Raw genomic sequence first — 17,368 nt, 5'->3', positions numbered from 1 at the left:
TCGTCGCCTACGCGACTCGCGGGCCGAATGTCGTCGCCTACGCGACTCCGGGGTCCGACGTCTGCTCCGGTGCCGCCATCACGTCGTCGATCTCGTACTTCTTGGCGGCCTCGACGGCTACCGACATGTCGAGGTTGCCGTCGCGGGCCAACCCCTGCAGCACCGCGACCACGACCGACTCGGCATCGGTATTGAAGAACCGGCGAGCTGCCGGGCGGGTGTCGGAAAAACCGAACCCGTCGGTGCCCAGCGTGATGTAGGTGCCGGGCACCCACGGCCGGATCTGCTCGGGCACCGCGCGCATCCAGTCCGAGACCGCGACCACCGGTCCGGCGGTCTGGGCCAACACCTCGGTGACATACGGGGTGGCGGGCGGCTTGTCCGGGTGGCGCAGCGCCTCCTTCACGATGGCCACACCGTCGCGGTTGAGTTCACCCCAACTGGTCACCGACCACACGTCCGCGGCGACATCCCATTCCTCGGCGAGCAGCTCGGCGGCCTTCAGCGCCGACGGCATCGCCACGCCGGAGGCCAGAATTTGCGCGACGTTGCTGCGCTTCTGCCCGGCCGGCTGGTAGCGGTAGATACCCCGCAACAGACCTTCGACATCGAGGTTCTCCGGTTCGGCGGGCTGCACGTAGGGCTCGTTGTAGATGGTCAGGTAGAAGTAGATGTTCTCCGGGTTCTCCCCGTACATCCGGGTCAGACCACTTTCGATGAGGTAGGCGATCTCGAAGGCGAATGCCGGGTCATACGAGACCACCGCCGGATTGGTCGCGGCGAGCAGCAGCGAGTGCCCGTCGGCGTGTTGCAGCCCCTCACCGACCAGCGTGGTTCGACCGGCGGTGGCGCCGAGCACGAACCCGCGGGCCATCTGGTCGGCCGCGGCCCAGAACGCGTCACCGGTGCGCTGGAAACCGAACATCGAGTAGAAGATGTAGATCGGGATCATGGGCTCGTTGTGCGTCGCATAGGACGTGCCGACGGCGGTGAAGCTGGCCGTCGAGCCGGCCTCGTTGATGCCCTCGTGCAGGATCTGACCGACTTCACTTTCCCGGTAGGCCAGCATCAGTTCGGCATCGACGGAGGTGTAGAGCTGACCGTTGCGGTTGTAGATCTTGAGATTGGGGAACCACGAGTCCATGCCGAAGGTGCGGGCCTCGTCGGGGATGATCGGGACGATGCGTGACCCGATGTTCTTGTCCCGTAACAGCTCCTTGAACGTCCGAACGGTCGCCATGGTGGTGGCCACCTCCTGCTTGCCCGACCCCTTCTTCAGTGCCTTGTAGGTATCGCGGCCGGGCAGGGACAGCGTTTTGGACTTCGTCCTGCGCTCGGGGATGAAACCGCCCAGCGCCCGCCGGCGGTCGAGCATGTAGCGGATCTCGGGCGCCTCCGGGCCAGGGTGGTAATAGGGCGGCAGGTAGGGATTGTCTTCGAGCTGCTGGTCGCTGATCGGAATGCGCTGCACGTCGCGGAAGTCCTTGAGGTCCTGCAGCGCAAGCTTTTTCATCTGGTGCGTGGCATTGCGGCCCTCGAAGTGCTTGCCCAGCGTGTAACCCTTGATGGTCTTGGCCAGGATGATCGTGGGCTGGCCCTTGTGCTCGAGCGCCGCGTGGTAGGCCGCGTAGACCTTGCGGTAGTCGTGGCCGCCGCGCTTGAGGTTCCAGATCTCCTTGTCGCTCATCGGTTCGACAAGCGCCTTGGTGCGCGGGTCACGTCCGAAGAAGTGGTCGCGAACGTAGCCGCCGTTGTTGGCCTTGTAGGTCTGGAAATCGCCGTCGGGAGTGGTGTTCATCAGATTGACCAGCGCGCCGTCGCGGTCAGCGTGCAGCAGTGCGTCCCACTCGCGGCCCCAGACCACCTTGATGACGTTCCAGCCGGCGCCGCGGAAGAACGACTCCAACTCCTGGATGATCTTGCCGTTGCCGCGTACCGGGCCGTCCAGGCGCTGCAGATTGCAGTTCACCACGAACGTCAGGTTGTCCAGGCCCTCCAGGGCGGCGACGTGGGCCAGACCGCGGCTTTCCGGCTCGTCCATCTCGCCGTCGCCGAGGAACGCCCAGACATGCTGGCCGGAGGTGTCCTTGATGCCGCGGTCGCGCAGGTAATGGTTGAACCGCGCCTGGTAGATGGCATTGATCGGGCCCAAGCCCATCGACACCGTCGGGAACTCCCAGAAGTCGGGCATCAGCCGCGGGTGCGGGTAGGACGGGATACCGCCACCGGGGTGGCTGTGTTCCTGGCGGAAGCCGTCGAGCTGGTCGGCGGTGAGCCGCCCCTCCAGGTAGGCGCGCGCGTAGATACCCGGAGACGCGTGACCCTGGATGAAGATCTGGTCTCCGCCCCCGGGGTGGCTCTTGCCGCGGAAGAAGTGGTTGAAACCGACCTCATAGAGGGCGGCCGAGGACGCGTACGTCGAGATGTGCCCGCCCACGCCCACTCCCGGACGCTGCGCCCGGTGCACCATGATCGCGGCGTTCCACCGGATCCACGCCCGGTAACGGCGCTCGACCTCCTCGTCGCCGGGGAACCACGGCTCCAGCTCGGTCGGGATGGTGTTGACGTAGTCGGTGGAGGTCAGCGCCGGGATGGCCACGCGCTTTTCCCGTGAACGCTCCAGTAACCGCAGCATCAGGTAACGCGCCCGGGCCGGCCCGGAGCGCTCGAGCAGGTCGTCAAAGGATTCCAGCCACTCGCCGGTCTCCTCGGGGTCGATGTCGGGAAGATACGACGCGACACCTTCCCGGATGACCCGAACGCGGTCGGGTTCGCCTGTGCTGCTGGAGTTTTGGGCCAGGTCCTGGCGCACGAACTCGGTGGTCAACTTCCGCTCCTTGTTAGGCGGTGGGGTATGCCCGCGCCAGTCCGAGTGGGTGTGCTCAGGTGGCACGCGCAGTTCCTATCCTTGTCCAATCCTGCCCCATCCGCGCCGCGGGGTGGCAGTAGTGCGGTCAACGTGGTTTGGCAGTGGCCAAGACCGAGGTGAATCGCCAGGTGAAAAGGTAACGTCTGGCACCGTGCTGATCGGTTGGCTGAGCGCCCCCCGGGTGCGGCTCGTCGCCTTCGTCGCCGGAATTCTGGCCGCACTGACCATGGTCGTGGTGGGGTGCACGCACATCACCGCCGGGGACGCGGCAGCCTCGGACAGCGAAGCCCGGCAGTACCGGTCCTCGGTGTCGGCATCGGTCGCGGCGTCGGCAGCCAGCTCCCGCGCCCGCGAGGCCCAACGGCAGGAGGTGCTGCGGACCGAGGCGATCCGGCTCTCCTGCGAGGAGATGAGCTCCAGCAGTGCGGAGGCGGTCGGTGCGGTCAACACGTTCGTCGATGCGCTCAACACGGATCCGCCGCGGGCCGGCGTCCAAGTCGGTCCGGCCGTCGACGCGCTGAACAACAGCGCCGACGGGGTGGTCGCGGCGATGTCCGAGGCGCTGCCGGCGGACCTGCGCGACGCCCTCACCAGCTGGATCGAGGCTGCGCGCGGGGTCGCGAGCGCAATCGCGGGCAACTATCCCGTCGCCGAGATCAACGCCGCGATCGCGCGCTTGAACGATTCCAAGACCCTCGCGTTGGACCGGTGCGACGCGGCGTACCGATGAACCTGCCGTTACATGGCGTGCCGGACACCGATGGCGTGCGACGATAGAGCGCGTATGTGGCCGAGCGCACGGTGCGCGCGGCAATGACCGAAGGAGGACTGACCGTGGTGTCGGCGGGTGACCCCCCGAACTACGCCCGCAGACTGGGCATCGAAAACAAGCAAATTGTCCAGGAGTTGGGCTGGGACGAGGACACCGACGACGACATCCGGGCTGACATCGAGGATGCCTCCGGTGGGGACCTGCTCGATGAGGACTCCGACGAGGTCGTCGATGTCGTGCTGCTGTGGTGGCGTGACGGTGACGGAGACCTGGTGGACAAGCTGATGGACGCCATCACCCCACTGGCCGACGACGGTGTCATCTGGGTCGTCACTCCCAAGACCGGCAAGCCGGGTCACGTGCAGCCCGCCGAAATCGCCGAATCGGCTCCGACCGCGGGGCTGATGCAGACCTCGTCGGCGAATCTGGGTGATTGGATCGCCAGTCGACTGGTGCAACCGAAGTCCAAGGCCGCCGGCCGGCGGGCCTGAGGGTGCTCGCTGTCGGCGACAGCGCGCCGGACTTCACGCTCAAGGACCAGAACAATCAGCCGGTCACCCTCAGCGGCTTCCGCGGTGTGAAAGACGTCTTGCTGGTCTTTTTCCCGCTGGCGTTCACCGGTATCTGTCAGCGCGAACTTGACCACATCCGCGACCACGCATCCGATTTCGTCAACGACGGGCTCGCCACGCTGGCCATCTCGGTCGGACCGTCGCCGACGCACAAGGTCTGGGCCACCCAGCGCGAATTCAGCTTCCCGGTGCTATCGGACTTCTGGCCGCACGGAGCGATCAGCCAGGACTACGGGGTGTTCAACGATGCGTCGGGCTTCGCCAACCGGGGGACCTTCGCCGTCGACCGAACTGGGACGGTGCGCTTCGCCGACTGCCGCCAGCCGGGGGAGGAGCGCGACGCGGCGGTGTTCGCGGGTGCGCTGGCGGCGCTGGGCTGAGTTCAGTCGCCGAGCGTGCGATAGCGGCGGAAAATCGGCCGTTTTTCCGCCCAGGATTCACTCTCGGTGGAGGTGGCCCGGTCGGCGGTGACAATTTCCGGATACCACCCGGCGGCGTGTAGCCTGCCCGGGATCGGGCGCGTAGCTCAGTGGTAGAGCTCTGGTTTTACACACCAGCGGTCGGCGGTTCGATACCGTCCGCGCCCACCACGCAGGATTCGTCGACGACGCCGCCGGGTAAAGGGCAGGCATGACGCCGCGCAGCAAGTCCCTGGCAGTGATCAGTGCGGCCAGTCTCGCCCTGGCGGTCAGCGGGTGCGGGCAGGGCGGTGACACCCCCACTGAGTCGGTGGTCACCGAGACCGTCACCGCGACCGCACCGGCACCGGCTGCGACGACGACCGAGACGTTGCCCCTCCCACCGACACCGGGTGGACCCGGGCTGCCCGTACCGGCTGCCCAGGAAGCGTTGCGCACCTCGGCAGCAGTTGTTCCGAACGGACGCCCCTACGACGTGCAGGTCGAGACCCGGGACGGGCAGCGCGTATTCGAGATCGAAGTGGCGTCCGAGGGCGACGAGTTCGAAGTCATCGTCGACGCCGCCGGCACCCGGATACTGTCTTCGACGCGCCAGGACAGCCCCGACGACGACGCCCGCCGAGCCGAGGCGGCCACCGTCGATGCGGCACGCGCGCTGCAGACCGCGGCCGACCGCGAGCCGGACACGTTCCTCGACGAGCTCGAGATCGACGCCGACGGCGCCCAATTGGTCTGGAAAGTGGAGTTGGTGCGGGCCGACGGATCCGAGGTGGAGGTCAAGGTCGACGCGCAGGACGGCAGTATCCGCTAACAGCAGCCGGTGGCTTTGCGCTCGGCCAGATGCGAGTGCTCGGCATTGTCGGCGCCGCCGACCGCGCCGAGGAACTCGCCCAGATCGATTCGTCTGCCGCCCAACCAGGTTCCCGTCACCTGAATGTCGTCGATCAGCGCCTCGGGTGCCACCGCCCACGGATCGGCGCTCAACTCGACGAAATCGGCCAACTTGCCCGGCGTGATCGAACCGACAAGGTGCTCACGACGCAGCGTGCGGGCGGCGTCGATGGTCTGCGCCCGCCAGGCCTGCTCCAGCGGGATCGCCTGATCAGGTCGGTGCACCCCACCGGCCCGGGTGCGCCGGGTGACCGCGGTGGCGATGTTGACCACCGGTGTCGGCGGTGAGACCGACCCGTCGTTGTGCAGCGACACGCACGCCCCGGAATCGACAGCGTCGGCGAACGCCGCCCAGCGCGCACCGTGCTCGGTGTCGAACATCGCGCCGTCGAGCAGATCGCCCCAGTAGTAGTACTGAAACGGTGCCAGCGACACGTGCACGCCGAGGCGCGCGGCCCGGTCGAAGTGTGCGCGGGTGCCCGCGCCGCAGTGCTCGAGCCGCCAGCGATGGTCGCTGCCGAGCAGGTGATGGCGGCCCAGCGCGTCTTCGTAGGCGTCCAGCGCCAGGTCCAGCGCCAGGTCGCCATTGGCGTGAAACGCCATCTGCCATCCGGCCGGTGCTGCCTTGTCGAGGATCGCATCGAGTTGCTCACGGCCGTAGTTCATCGAGTCCACACCACCTGCGGTGGCCGGGTCGATGCCGGCACGGCGCGTGGCCTCGGTGTCCAGGTACGGAAACGAGATGGCGATGTTGCCCACCCACGGTGAGCCGTCGGTCCACAACTTCACACCTGATTTGGTCAGCCACGCTTCGCCGGCTGTGAAAGTTGCTGGTTCGGCATAACTTTCGCTGATTGACATCTCCCACATGCTGACCCGCAGCGGACATGACGGTGTCGCGGCGAGGGCCTCGTAACCCGCAGCGAATTTCGGGTCGTAGGTCATGTCCGAAGTGGAGGTGTAGCCGCCGCGCGCCATCAGCGCGAAGTACCGGGCGGCCGACAACAGCGGATCACCCATCTCTGCCATCAGCGGCCCGGTCACCGCGGTCACCACCGGCAGTTCGAAACCCTGTCCGTTCAGTGCACCGTCGGCGGTGCGTCCGTAGTGCGACGCGACCGGGTCGGCCGGCGCGTCGGCGTCCCAGCCGTAGCGCCGGATCAACGCCGAGTTGAAGTACACGCCGTGACCGGAGTTGTCAGTGATGACCGCAACCCGGTCGCCGAAGATGCGATCCAGCTCGTCAGCGCGCGGCGCGGGGTGTCCGTGCAGCAAGGCGTCGAAACCCGCGAACCACAACGGGGTCGCGGTGTCGGTGCTGCGCAGGGCCTCGGTGAAGATCTGCTCCACATCTCTCCACGTCGGTGCATCCCACGGCGCGATGGATCGGGCCGGGGCCTGCGTCGCCACCCCGCTGATGAGGGGATGTCCGTGTGGCTCAACGAAGCCCGGAGCAAGCACCGCGACACCGGTGTCGTGGACGTCGGCACCGGGCAGCGCTGCCCGGCACTCGTCGACACTTCCGACGGCCACGATCCGACCGTCCGAGACGGCGACCGCCTGTGCGCGCGGTACCTGCTCGTCCATCGTGACGATCGCTGCGGCGGACAGGATCAGGTCTGCCATGCCGACAGTCTGGCAGCCTGGCCTCGCGGCGGTGGCCGAATGCGCTGTGAGACGCTGCGGGGATGTCCGTGTGGGTTGGTCTGGGTCGCTCGGCCGGCATCGCTGCCGCGGCAATCGCCGACTCTGCCTTCGGCGATCCGCAACGCGGGCACCCGGTGGCGCTGTTCGGGACCGCCGCAGCCGCTGCGGAACAGCGCGTTTACCGCGACAACCGCAGCGCCGGAATTGTGTACACCGCGGGCCTGTTGACAGCCGTGGCTGCCGCCGCGACGGTCGTGCAGCGCTGTAGTGCTCGGCGGGGACCGCCGGCAGAGATGGCGTGGGTGGCCGCCGCGACGTTCGTTGCGCTGGGCGGGACGTCGCTGTGCCGCACCGGACATCAGATGGCGGCGCTGCTGGCCGCCGGTGATGTCCAGGCCGCACGGCGTCTGTTGCCGTCGCTGTGCGGACGCGACCCGCGCGCGCTCGACGTGGCGGGCCTGACCCGCGCGGCGCTGGAGTCCATCGCCGAGAACACCTCCGACGCCCAGGTCGCGCCGCTGGTCTGGGTCAGCGTGGCCGGTGCGCCCGGTGTGCTGGTCTACCGCGCCGCGAACACCCTCGACGCAATGATCGGTCACCGCTCCGAGCGCTACACCCGGTTCGGCTGGGCCGCGGCGAAGTTCGACGACGTGGCCAATCTGGTCGGAGCGCGCGTCACCGGGTTGCTGGTGGTCGGGTGTGCCCCGTTAGTGGGTGGCTCACCGGCGGCGGCGTGGCGGGCGTGGCGGCGCGACGCTGCCAAACATCCCAGCCCGAACGCCGGGGTGGCCGAGGCTGCGTTCGCCGGCGCGCTCGGGGTGCAGCTCGGCGGCCCAACCCAGTACGCCCACCAGCTTGAGATCCGGCCGACACTCGGGGAGGGCCGGCGGCCCGAGGTGGCCGACCTGTCGCGCGCGGTGCGGCTGTCGCGGGCGGTGCAGTTGTCCGCGGCGGTGTTCGCGGTGGGGGTCAGTGCCGTCTGCCGTAGCGGTCGGCGAGCTTCTCCTCGGCGCTGAGTTCACCCCGGTCATCGGCGTCGCGTGCCAGCGCCTTCTCGCGCCGGCGCACCTTGATCTCCGAGTACACGAAGTAGCCCACGCCAAGTGGGGCGATCACGCCGAACGCGATCCACTGAATCCCGTAGGACAGAAACGGTCCGGCGTCGAGGTGCGGCAACGGAATCGCGCCCAGGCCTCCGGGCTGATCGTCGACCAGCTGCAGGTACGCCGACGTCAACGGCACCCCGGTGAGCGCCGAGATCTGTTCGGTGTTGATCGAGTACACCTGCTGGGCCCCGTCGGCGACGAACGGCGCCCGGTTCTGCGCCAGCGCCTCGGAGTGACGCAGCCGCGCGGTGATCGTCACCGTCTCGGCCGGAGCGGGAGCGATCTCGGGCACGCCGGAGCCGCCCACCGGACGCACGAAACCCCGGTTGACGAGCACCGTCGGGCCGTCCTCGACGACGAAGGGCACCAGTACCTCGTAGGCAGGGTCGCCCTCGACCAGACGCAACCGAGCCACCACCTGCGCCTCGGGCAGGTATCGGCCGGTCGCGGTGACCCGCTGCCACTCCTCGTCGTCGATGCTCGAATCCTGCTGGGGCAGCACGCTCGTCAGCGCCGTCGGCTCGGCGTCCAGGGAGCGCGCGATCTGGTCGTTGCGCTGCGACGTCGTGGTGTTCTTGCCCAGCTGCCACGGCGCCAGCACGGTGAAGCACAGGTAGGCGAACGCGATGACCACAACGTAGAGCGCCAGCCACTGGGGCTGGAGCAGGAATGTGAAACGGCGCACGCTCAGCTGACCTTCCGGTGCGCCAGCTGCTCGTCGACCCAGTCGTGCAGTCCCGGCAGCGCGGCCTCGATCACCGTGAACACCTCGTCGAAGTCGCCCTGCGTGCCGTAGTAGGGGTCCTCGACGTCGAGCGCATGGGCACCGGATCGCGGGTCGAAGGATCGCAGCAGTCGCAGCCGTTCACCCGGCACCCCAGCATGCTGCAGGAAGCGTAGATGGTTGCGGCCCAGCGCGATCACCATGTCTGCCGAAAGGTGGTCGTCGGTGAGTTGGGCCGCCCGGTGGGCGGTGGGGTAGCCGTTCTCGCGCAGGACGTGCCCGGCACGGCGGTCGGCGGGCTCTCCTTCGTGCCAGTGCCCGGTGCCGGCGCTGGTCACCCGGACCAGCTCGGCAAGCCCTCGCTGCCCGACCTGATGGGCGAACATCTTCTCGGCGATCGGGCTGCGGCAGATGTTGCCCGAGCAGACGAAGGTGACGTGCAACAGCTCAGACACCCAGCACCTCGCGCAGCTCTGCGACCGTGGCGACGTGGGCCAGCGCACCGCCGGGAGACTCGGCGAAGTCCGCGGCACCATATCCCCAGCCCACCACGATGGTGCCGATACCGTGCGCGGCGGCACCCTCGACGTCGTGGGACCGGTCGCCGATCATCGTGACCCGGTCGGGTACCGGGCTCAGCGCGGCCAGCGCATGAGCCACCACATCGGCCTTGTGCGCCCGGGTGCCATCGATGCTGGCTCCGGCAATCACCTCGAAACAGGCGTCCAGGCCGAAGTGGGCCAGGATGCGTGCGGCGGTGGGTTCGGCCTTCGACGTGGCCACCGCCATCCGAACTCCGGCGGTCTGCAGATCGTCCAGCAGTTCGGCGATCCCCACGAACGGGCGGTTCATCGACCAGCCGCGGCTGAGGTAATCGGCGCGATAGGCCGCGATCGCCTCGTCGGTGCGTTCGCCGAGGCCGAGCTGGCCCAGCGTGACGTGCATAGGAGGCCCGACGATGCGGCTGACCAGGTCACCGTCGGGAACCGGGGCGCCCACCACCTGCAGTGCATGACGGAAACTGGCGACGATGCCTTCGGCGGAATCGGTCAGCGTGCCGTCCAGGTCGAAGAGCACCAGGTCGCCTCGGCGCACCGGGGTGAGGTTGCGGGCACTGTCGAGCGTCTCGGTCACGCTCCCATTGTCCAGCAATGTCCACCGGCTCGAACCGGCGCACTAGTGTCGTGGCAATGGTGGACCAGTCCAGCGAGTTCGGCGAGGTGAGGCGATGACGGTGCGGCTCGGCGACGTCATCGACGTGCTCGACGAGGCCTATCCGCCCGCACTGGCGCAGAGCTGGGATTCGGTCGGGCTGGTGTGCGGTGACCCGTCGGAACCCGTCGACTCGGTGACCGTCGCGGTGGACGCCACCGCGGAGGTGGTCGCGGCCGTGCCCGACCGCGGTCTGCTGCTGGCTCACCACCCGCTGCTGCTGCGCGGGGTGGACTCGGTATCGGCAGACACCGCCAAGGGCGCGTTGATCCACTCGCTGATCCGCACCGGCCGGGCGCTGTTCACCGCGCACACCAACGCCGACAGCGCCGCACCGGGGGTTTCCGACGCACTGGCCGAGGCGCTGGGCCTGCAGGTCTGCGACGTGCTCTCGCCGGTGCCCGCGGGCCCGGCGCTGGACAAGTGGGTGGTGTTTGTGCCGGCCGAGGCCGCCGACACCGTGCGAGCGGCGATGTTCACCGCCGGGGCCGGGCAGATCGGCGACTATTCGCAGTGCAGTTGGAGTGCGCCGGGCACCGGGCAGTTCCTGCCGCATGACGGAGCTGCGCCGGCTATCGGGACGATCGGCACCGTCGAGCGGGTCGCCGAGGACCGGGTCGAGATGGTGGCTCCGGCCGGGCGCCGCGGTGTGGTGTACGGCGCGCTGCGCTCGGCCCATCCGTACGAGGAACCCGCGTTCGACATCATTTCGCTGCAGAGTGCGCCAGCTGACGTGGGTCTTGGTCGCATCGCGACATTGCCCGCTCCGGAACCGTTGTCGGCGTTCGTTTCTCGCGTCCGTGAAGCGCTACCCGCGACGTCCTGGGGAGTTCGTGCCAGCGGTGACGCCGCGGCCATGGTTTCCCGGGTCGCCGTCTGCGGCGGCGCCGGTGACTCTCTGCTCGGCGAGGTCGCCGCCGCCGGGGTGCAGGCCTACCTCACCGCAGATCTGCGTCATCATCCTGCCGACGAACACCGCCGGGTGTGTGACGTGGCTCTGGTCGACGTCGCGCACTGGGCCAGCGAGCAACCCTGGTGCGGCCAGGCCGCCGAGGTGCTGCGCACGCGGTTCGGTGCGCAACTGCCGGTCACGGTGTCCGATGTGCGTACCGACCCGTGGAACATCGAGGGAGACTGCTCGTGAAAGCCGATGTCAACCACCAGCGATCATTGCTGGAGCTGTCCGAGCTGGATGCCCGGCTCAGCCGCATCGCCCACCGTGGCAAGAACCTCGCCGAAGCAGCTGAATTGGCAGCGGCCCACACCGCACTACGCCAGGCCGGCGACGCGCTCGCGGTGTCGCAACTGGCGCTGGAGGACATCGACGCCCATGTGGCGAAGTTCGAGAACGAGATCGACGGAGTGCGCCAACGCGAAGACCGCGATCGGGCCTTGCTGGCCGGCGGCACAGTCGACGCCAAACAGCTCACCGAGCTGCAACACGAACTCGAGACCCTCGAGCGCCGCCAAGCCAGCCTGGAGGACTCGCTGCTGGAGGTCATGGAGCGCCGCGAGGAACTCGATACCGAGATCGGGCGGCAGCGGCAAGCCGTCGAGGACCTGCAGAGCGCCCACGACGCGGCCCAGCGCCGGTGTGACGATGCCCGCGCCGAGCTGGCCCGCGAGCAAGAGGAAACCACCTCGCGCCGTGAGCTTCTGGCCGCCCAGATCGATGAGGCGCTGCTGGCACTCTACGAACGTCAACGCGCCCGCAGCGGCGTCGGAGCGGGCGCCCTGCAGGGCCGGCGGTGCGGCGCGTGCCGGATCGAGATCGACAAAGGTGAGCTGGCGCGTATCGCCGCGGCCGCTGAGGACGACGTGCTGCGTTGCCCCGAATGCTCGGCGATCCTGTTGCGGGTCAAGGGATATCAGGCGTGAAGGTGATCGTCGAGGCGGACGGCGGTTCGCGCGGCAACCCGGGTCCGGCCGGCTACGGCGCGGTGGTCTGGTCCGACGATCGCAGCGCGATTCTTGCCGAGGTGAAGCAGGCCATCGGGCATGCCACCAACAACGTCGCCGAGTACCGAGGGCTGATCGCCGGGCTGCAGGCCGCTGAGCAGTTGGGCGCCACCGAGGTGGAGGCCCGGATGGACTCCAAGCTACTGGTCGAACAGATGTCGGGCCGTTGGCGGGTCAAACACCCTGACCTCGCCGCGCTGCACGAACAGGCCCAGCAGCTGGCCGGTGGTTTCAGCCACGTCACCTATACGTGGATTCCGCGGGCGCAGAACAGTCATGCCGACGGCCTGGCCAATGCCGCGATGGACAACGAGGCGGTCGCGGCAGGGGAGACTACTCCGACGACGCAGACTCCGACGACGCGCGTGGTGACCAACCCGGCCGGCTGGACCGGCGCCCAAGGGGCGCCGACGCGGCTGTTGTTGCTGCGTCATGGCCAGACCGAGCTCTCGGTGCGCCGGCGCTACTCGGGCCGGGGCAACCCGGAACTGACCGAACTCGGTGTCCGGCAGGCCGAGGCGGCTGCCCGGTACCTGGCCGGTAAGGGCGGTATCGATGCCGTGGTGGCCTCGCCGTTGCAGCGGGCCTACGACACCGCTGCCGCTGCGGCCAAGGCGCTCGACCTCGACGTCGAGGTCGACGACGACCTGATCGAGACGGATTTCGGTGCGTGGGAGGGATTGACGTTCGGTGAGGCCGCCGAGCGCGACCCGGAACTGCACCGCCGGTGGCTGGGCGACACCGCCGTGGCGCCGCCGGGCGGCGAGAGTTTCGACGCGGTTGCCCGCCGCGTACAACGCATGCAGCAGCGCATGACGGCCGACCGTGCCGGGCAGACACTGCTCGTCGTTTCGCATGTGACGCCGATCAAGACGCTGCTGCGGATGGCCCTCGGCGCCGGCCCTTCGGTGCTGTACCGGTTACATCTGGACCTCGCATCGCTGTCGATCGCGGAGTTCTATCCCGACGGCGCCGCCTCGGTGCGACTGGTCAACCAGACCGACTATCTCTGATCGCTGTGCACGTGCACCCGCTGGCCCTGCAGGCCGAACAGCGCGACCGCCTCGACCGGGCCGTCGACCGCACCGAACCAGTGCGGCGTCCACGTCGAGAACTCAATGGCCTCACCGGGATCGATGGTGAAGTCGCGGTCGGCGAGCAGCAGCCGCATCCGGCCCGACAGCACATACATCCAGTCGTAGCCCTCATGCACCGGCAGTTCGGGCGGCGGCTTGCGGCGGCGCGCGCTGATCCGAATCTTGTAGGCGTGTAGCCCACCGGCGGGTCCATTTCCGGTCAGCGGCAGAAACGTGATCTGGTCGCGGGTGTGCGCGCTGCCCCGCACCCGGGGATCTTCGACGACCGGCGGCGCGAGCAGTTCGTCTGTGCTGACCGACAACGCCGTGGCCAGGCGGGGGAGATGATCGAGTGCCAGGCGCCGCTTGCCCGATTCCAGCCGGCTCAACGTCGAGATGTCGATATTGGACCGGCCGGCGACATCCTCCAGCGTCATGCCGCGCTGCTGTCGGAGTTGCCGCAGCCGCCGGCGAACCCGCGCGTCGAAATCCTCATTTGCCTCCATAGCAAGCAATCTTGGCAAGGAGGCCGATTGTGGGCAAGCTCGTGGCATGGAGAAGACCTGGGATTGTGTGATCGTCGGCGGCGGAGCCGCCGGTCTCAGTGCAGCGCTCGTCCTCGGTCGGGCCAGGCGACACACCCTGGTCGTCGATGCCGGTGCGCAGAGCAACCTTTCCGCCCATGGCATCGGTGGGCTGCTCGGTTTCGATGGTGTCGCACCGGCACAGCTCTACGCGCAGGGCCGCCGCGAGCTGAACCGGTACCCCTCGGTCACGGTGGGTCAGGGTGAAGTCGTGGGCGCCAAGCCGTACGAGGGCGGGTTCAGCGTCGCGTTGGCCGACGGTATCCGCGTGCGGGCACGGCGGCTATTGCTGGCCACGGGCATGCGATACGACTACCCGGATGTACCCGGCCTGCAGGAACTCTGGGGCGCCTCGGTGTTCCACTGCCCCTTCTGTCACGGATGGGAGGTCCGCGACCAGCCGCTGGGAGTCCTCGCCGACGGCGAGGCCGCGGTGCACAAGGCCGTGCTGGTGCAGGGTTGGAGCTCCGATGTGGTGCTGCTCACCAATGGGTCACCGCTGATCGACGGCAGCGCGCGGTCACGTCTGGACCTCGCAGGTGTCCGCGTCGACGAACGCCCGGTGGCGCGGGTCCTCGCCGAGGACGGCGAACTGACCGCGGTGGAGTTCGCCGACGGGAGCCGACTGCCGCGCCGGGGACTGCTGGTATCGAGCACGCTGTATCAGCGCACGCCGCTGGCTGCCCAACTCGGTGTCAGATTCGCTGCGCCGGGACCGGTTTCGGCAGAAGCGATCGAGGTCGACCCGATGTTCCAGACCTCGGTGCCCGGAGTGTTCGCCGCCGGGGATGTGTGCGCACAGCAGCCGCAAGTGGCAGCTGCGATCGCCGCGGGCTCGGGTGCGGCTGCATCCGTGGTCCGCAGCCTGATGGAGGAGACACGATGACAGTCGTCAACGTCAAGCAACACTGGGAGAACCTGTACGGCGAGCGCGCCCAAAGGTGGAGCGGCCGGGTCAACCGGTGGCTCGCCGACGTCGCGCAACCGTTGCCGCCCGGACGGGCGCTCGACCTCGGATGCGGCGAGGGCGCCGACTCGATCTGGCTGGCCGAACACGGCTGGCAGGTACTCGGAGTCGACATCTCCGACACGGCGCTGCAACGTGCCGGCGCCCAGGCTGCCGCACGGGGAGTCGCCGAGCGCATCGAGTTCCGGCAGGCGAATCTGTCCGAGGCCATGCCGCAGGGCCTGTTCGATCTCGTGTCAGCGCAGTTTCTGCAATCCCCGGTGCACCTGGACCGCCAGCGGATCTTCGGTGCCGCCGCGGCTGCGGTGGGCCCGGGCGGCACGCTGCTGATCGTCGACCACGGCGCCGCTCCGCCGTGGGCCCGGCACGTGCACGACCATGTCTTTCCGACCGTCGACGAGACGCTCGCCGCGGTGGGTGATGACGCGCAATGGCAGCGGGTGCACGCCGGGGCGGTCGAACGCGCCGCCGTGGCACCCGACGGCGAGCCGGCGGTGCTGCTGGACAACCTGATCGTGCTGCGGCGCCGCTGAGAGCGTCGCATTCGTTACCCGAAATCAACCTTGACCGGCTACCTTGTTAACGCGGATGAGCTGGCCGGGCGGCCGCGGACCATGGACTGGCCGGATGGGGGATAAAGGCCGTCACTGGTTCGAGGAAAGTCCGGACTTCACAGAGCAGGGTGATTGCTAACGGCAATCCGAGGTGACTCGCGGGAAAGTGCCACAGAAAACAGACCGCCTCCGCCTCGGCCTTATGGCCGTCGCGGAGGTAAGGGTGAAACGGTGCGGTAAGAGCGCACCAGCGTTCCGGGTGACCGGAACGGCTTGGTAAACCCCACCCGAAGCAAGGCCAAGAATGCCGCGTGGAGGGCGCGGCAGCGCAGGCGCTCGAGGGCTGCTCGCCCGAGCCTGCGGGTAGGCCGCTCGAGGCACCCGGCGACGGTGTGCCCAGATGGATGGTCGCCGCCTTGTCACCAGACATGGTGACGAGGAACAGAATCCGGCTTACAGGCCGGCTCATCCGCCCTTCGTGGCTTTGGCGACCGCCTTGTCGAGACCCTTCAGGGCGGCGTCGAGCTGGTCTTCGCAGCGGTGCGCCAAGTCGCGTTCCTGTTGATAGAGCAGGCCGTAGGTGAACGTGTCCTCGCCGGCGGCGTGGGCCAACTCGGCTTGTCGAATCAAGTGGGCGCGGCTGACCACGCTGTCCTGGTGATCGCCGAGCAGCGACTGGACGGTCTTGGCGCGGTCGGCGACCTTGGTGCTGTCGGTGGCCGCCGCGGTGTAGCGCAGACGTTTGGCGCGCTTGCGGATTCGGTGCAGGGCCTCGTCGGCCTCGGGCCCGTCGACCTCGGCGCCTTCGGCCGCTGCCCGAGCCGCTTTGACGGCCTTGCGGACCCGGCGATAGGCCGACTCGACCTGATCTTCGGTCTTTCCGGCTTGTGGGCCGACCGACCCAGGTTCGGTGACCGCCAGCGCCTCGAGTGCGTCGAGCAGTCGGAAGTAACGCGGTGAACGCATGGCCGTGAGCGACCGTTTCCAGCCGGTCAGGTATCGCTTCTGCGCTCCTTCGACCAGGCGCGCGTGGATGGGACCGCGCACCTCGTCGGCCGGAAGTGCGTCAAGGGCGCGTTGATAACGCTCGGCGAGCACTTCGGCGTCGCGGGCGATCCCGAGCACCGCGCCGAGCTCACGCAGTTCGTCGAGCACCCAGTCGTCATCGGTGATGCCGAAACTGCCCTCCGACGACTGCAGCAGGCTGCGAATCTTGCGGACGGTCACCCGCATCTGGTGGACGGAGTCCTCGACGTCGGCACGCACGGCGCGGTCCCATTCCAGCAACTCGGTCACGTGACCGGCGATGGCCCGATGCAAGGGATCGGCGGGGGCGGGGGTTTGCTCGGCAGCTGGTTCGGCCGAAAGCACCCGGGCCAGCTTGGAGCCATGGCCTGCCGGCTGTGCCCCGGCGTCGACGAGACGATTGGTCAAGCGGTCGAACAGGTCCGGGTCCGCGCCCGGCGCCAGTTCCAGTTCCCATTCGCGCCAGCGCACCTCCTCGCCGCCCTCGGCGCTGGCACTGACCTCGTCGTCGCAGAACTCTGCAAGCTGAGCACCGTCGATACCGTAAAGCGTCTCCACGGTGCGCACGGTGCTGATACGCGCCACCGGCGTCAGCGTCTTGTCCCGCACGATCGCCAGCACAACATCGCGGATACCTTCCGGGACGATGGGGGTGTGGTCCCGGTCGGCAGCCTCATCGGAATCGTCTTCCAGTGGTGCACGCACCTCGGTGCGACTGTCCGGGCCGGCCGGCAGCTTGACGTGCCAGCCGGCGTCGGTCCCGCCGGTGCGGCGGCGCAACGTGATCCGGTGCCGGGACAGATCTCGGGCGGGTGTGTCGAAGTAGACAGCGTCGAGTGACTGTGACAGCGATCGCTCGACCCGCGCCACCGCCGACAGACCGGCGAATGAGGGTGCCACGGTGTTCTCGACGACCTCGAACTTGCGTTCCGTCTCGATGTACCTGGACGTTTTGGTCGGATCGGGGGCCATGGTCACCTTCGTGTCGCG

The 17,368-nt window shown here is 68.4% G+C and carries 17 protein-coding genes, 1 tRNA gene and 1 other RNA gene; 12 read left to right on the top strand and 7 right to left on the bottom strand.

Annotation, left to right across the window (positions count from 1 at the left end):
* Window positions 1-37: 37 nt before the first annotated feature.
* Window positions 38-2,827, bottom strand: a complete 2,790-nt coding sequence (gene aceE / locus KXD98_RS15920) for a pyruvate dehydrogenase (acetyl-transferring), homodimeric type (RefSeq protein ID WP_260759341.1) — start codon at window positions 2,825-2,827, stop codon at window positions 38-40.
* A 193-nt stretch (window positions 2,828-3,020) separates the two neighbouring features.
* Here aceE and KXD98_RS15915 point away from each other — a divergent pair, with 193 nt between their 5' ends.
* The 5 genes from KXD98_RS15915 to KXD98_RS15895 all read left to right on the top strand — a co-directional run bounded on the left by KXD98_RS15915 (window position 3,021) and on the right by KXD98_RS15895 (window position 5,443).
* On the top strand, window positions 3,021-3,599 hold the full coding sequence (locus KXD98_RS15915; protein WP_260759340.1) for a hypothetical protein: 579 nt from the start codon (window positions 3,021-3,023) through the stop codon (window positions 3,597-3,599).
* Between the two features lie 83 nt (window positions 3,600-3,682).
* Entirely contained in the window at window positions 3,683-4,132 is a 450-nt protein-coding gene (locus KXD98_RS15910; RefSeq protein ID WP_396881415.1) for a DUF3052 domain-containing protein, read from the top strand.
* Between the two features lie 2 nt (window positions 4,133-4,134).
* On the top strand, window positions 4,135-4,593 hold the full coding sequence (locus KXD98_RS15905) for a peroxiredoxin (RefSeq protein WP_260759339.1): 459 nt from the start codon (window positions 4,135-4,137) through the stop codon (window positions 4,591-4,593).
* A 135-nt stretch (window positions 4,594-4,728) separates the two neighbouring features.
* Window positions 4,729-4,803 (top strand) — tRNA-Val (locus tag KXD98_RS15900).
* Window positions 4,804-4,843: 40 nt separating this feature from the next.
* A complete protein-coding gene (locus KXD98_RS15895; protein WP_260759338.1) occupies window positions 4,844-5,443 on the top strand; it encodes a PepSY domain-containing protein in 600 nt (199 codons plus the stop codon).
* On the opposite strand, the gene KXD98_RS15890 is transcribed toward KXD98_RS15895, so the two are convergent.
* On the bottom strand, window positions 5,440-7,149 hold the full coding sequence (locus tag KXD98_RS15890) for an amidohydrolase (RefSeq protein WP_260759337.1): 1,710 nt from the start codon (window positions 7,147-7,149) through the stop codon (window positions 5,440-5,442). The genes KXD98_RS15895 and KXD98_RS15890 overlap by 4 nt on opposite strands.
* A gap of 62 nt (window positions 7,150-7,211) precedes the next feature.
* Between KXD98_RS15890 and KXD98_RS15885 the strand changes: the two genes are divergently transcribed.
* On the top strand, window positions 7,212-8,186 hold the full coding sequence (locus KXD98_RS15885; protein ID WP_260759336.1) for a cobalamin biosynthesis protein: 975 nt from the start codon (window positions 7,212-7,214) through the stop codon (window positions 8,184-8,186).
* Here KXD98_RS15885 and KXD98_RS15880 read toward each other — a convergent pair.
* Genes KXD98_RS15880 through KXD98_RS15870 form a run of 3 tightly spaced genes read right to left on the bottom strand, consistent with a single transcriptional unit; the run spans window position 8,140 to window position 10,134 of the window.
* Window positions 8,140-8,961, bottom strand: a complete 822-nt coding sequence (locus KXD98_RS15880) for an SURF1 family protein (RefSeq protein WP_260759335.1) — start codon at window positions 8,959-8,961, stop codon at window positions 8,140-8,142. The two genes, KXD98_RS15885 and KXD98_RS15880, sit on opposite strands and share 47 nt — an antisense overlap.
* 2 nt (window positions 8,962-8,963) lie before the next feature.
* Complete coding sequence (locus tag KXD98_RS15875) at window positions 8,964-9,455, bottom strand: low molecular weight protein-tyrosine-phosphatase (RefSeq protein WP_260759334.1); 492 nt, start codon at window positions 9,453-9,455, stop codon at window positions 8,964-8,966.
* Window positions 9,448-10,134: an HAD hydrolase-like protein gene (locus tag KXD98_RS15870; RefSeq protein WP_260759333.1), complete on the bottom strand. Its 687-nt coding sequence runs from the start codon at window positions 10,132-10,134 to the stop codon at window positions 9,448-9,450. The genes KXD98_RS15875 and KXD98_RS15870 overlap by 8 nt, the downstream gene beginning before the upstream one ends.
* 94 nt (window positions 10,135-10,228) lie before the next feature.
* Here KXD98_RS15870 and KXD98_RS15865 point away from each other — a divergent pair, with 94 nt between their 5' ends.
* Genes KXD98_RS15865 through KXD98_RS15855 form a run of 3 tightly spaced genes read left to right on the top strand, consistent with a single transcriptional unit; the run spans window position 10,229 to window position 13,184 of the window.
* Window positions 10,229-11,356, top strand: a complete 1,128-nt coding sequence (locus KXD98_RS15865; protein WP_260759332.1) for a Nif3-like dinuclear metal center hexameric protein — start codon at window positions 10,229-10,231, stop codon at window positions 11,354-11,356.
* Window positions 11,353-12,090 carry a zinc ribbon domain-containing protein gene (locus tag KXD98_RS15860; RefSeq protein ID WP_260759331.1) on the top strand — a complete coding sequence of 246 codons (738 nt, stop codon included), beginning with the start codon at window positions 11,353-11,355 and terminating at the stop codon, window positions 12,088-12,090. Before KXD98_RS15865 ends, KXD98_RS15860 begins: the two co-directional genes overlap by 4 nt.
* A complete protein-coding gene (locus tag KXD98_RS15855) occupies window positions 12,087-13,184 on the top strand; it encodes a bifunctional RNase H/acid phosphatase (protein ID WP_260759330.1) in 1,098 nt (365 codons plus the stop codon). The genes KXD98_RS15860 and KXD98_RS15855 overlap by 4 nt, the downstream gene beginning before the upstream one ends.
* On the opposite strand, the gene KXD98_RS15850 is transcribed toward KXD98_RS15855, so the two are convergent.
* Window positions 13,175-13,753 (bottom strand): helix-turn-helix domain-containing protein, encoded by a 579-nt coding sequence (locus KXD98_RS15850; RefSeq protein ID WP_260759329.1) that lies wholly within the window; start codon window positions 13,751-13,753, stop codon window positions 13,175-13,177. The genes KXD98_RS15855 and KXD98_RS15850 overlap by 10 nt on opposite strands.
* Before the next feature lie 46 nt (window positions 13,754-13,799).
* Here KXD98_RS15850 and KXD98_RS15845 point away from each other — a divergent pair, with 46 nt between their 5' ends.
* The 3 genes from KXD98_RS15845 to rnpB all read left to right on the top strand — a co-directional run bounded on the left by KXD98_RS15845 (window position 13,800) and on the right by rnpB (window position 15,824).
* Window positions 13,800-14,717: an NAD(P)/FAD-dependent oxidoreductase gene (locus KXD98_RS15845; RefSeq protein ID WP_260759328.1), complete on the top strand. Its 918-nt coding sequence runs from the start codon at window positions 13,800-13,802 to the stop codon at window positions 14,715-14,717.
* Window positions 14,714-15,331 carry a bifunctional 2-polyprenyl-6-hydroxyphenol methylase/3-demethylubiquinol 3-O-methyltransferase UbiG gene (locus KXD98_RS15840; RefSeq protein ID WP_260759327.1) on the top strand — a complete coding sequence of 206 codons (618 nt, stop codon included), beginning with the start codon at window positions 14,714-14,716 and terminating at the stop codon, window positions 15,329-15,331. The genes KXD98_RS15845 and KXD98_RS15840 overlap by 4 nt, the downstream gene beginning before the upstream one ends.
* A 56-nt stretch (window positions 15,332-15,387) precedes the next feature.
* Window positions 15,388-15,824: RNase P RNA component class A (gene rnpB, locus KXD98_RS15835), an RNA gene on the top strand.
* On the opposite strand, the gene KXD98_RS15830 is transcribed toward rnpB, so the two are convergent.
* Window positions 15,818-17,350, bottom strand: a complete 1,533-nt coding sequence (locus KXD98_RS15830; protein ID WP_260759326.1) for a CYTH and CHAD domain-containing protein — start codon at window positions 17,348-17,350, stop codon at window positions 15,818-15,820. The two genes, rnpB and KXD98_RS15830, sit on opposite strands and share 7 nt — an antisense overlap.
* Window positions 17,351-17,368 lie beyond the last annotated feature (18 nt).

The organism is Mycobacterium sp. SMC-4 (assembly GCF_025263265.1).
Classification (GTDB): Bacteria; Actinomycetota; Actinomycetes; order Mycobacteriales; family Mycobacteriaceae; genus Mycobacterium.
This window is presented reverse-complemented; position numbering and strand designations above follow the sequence as displayed.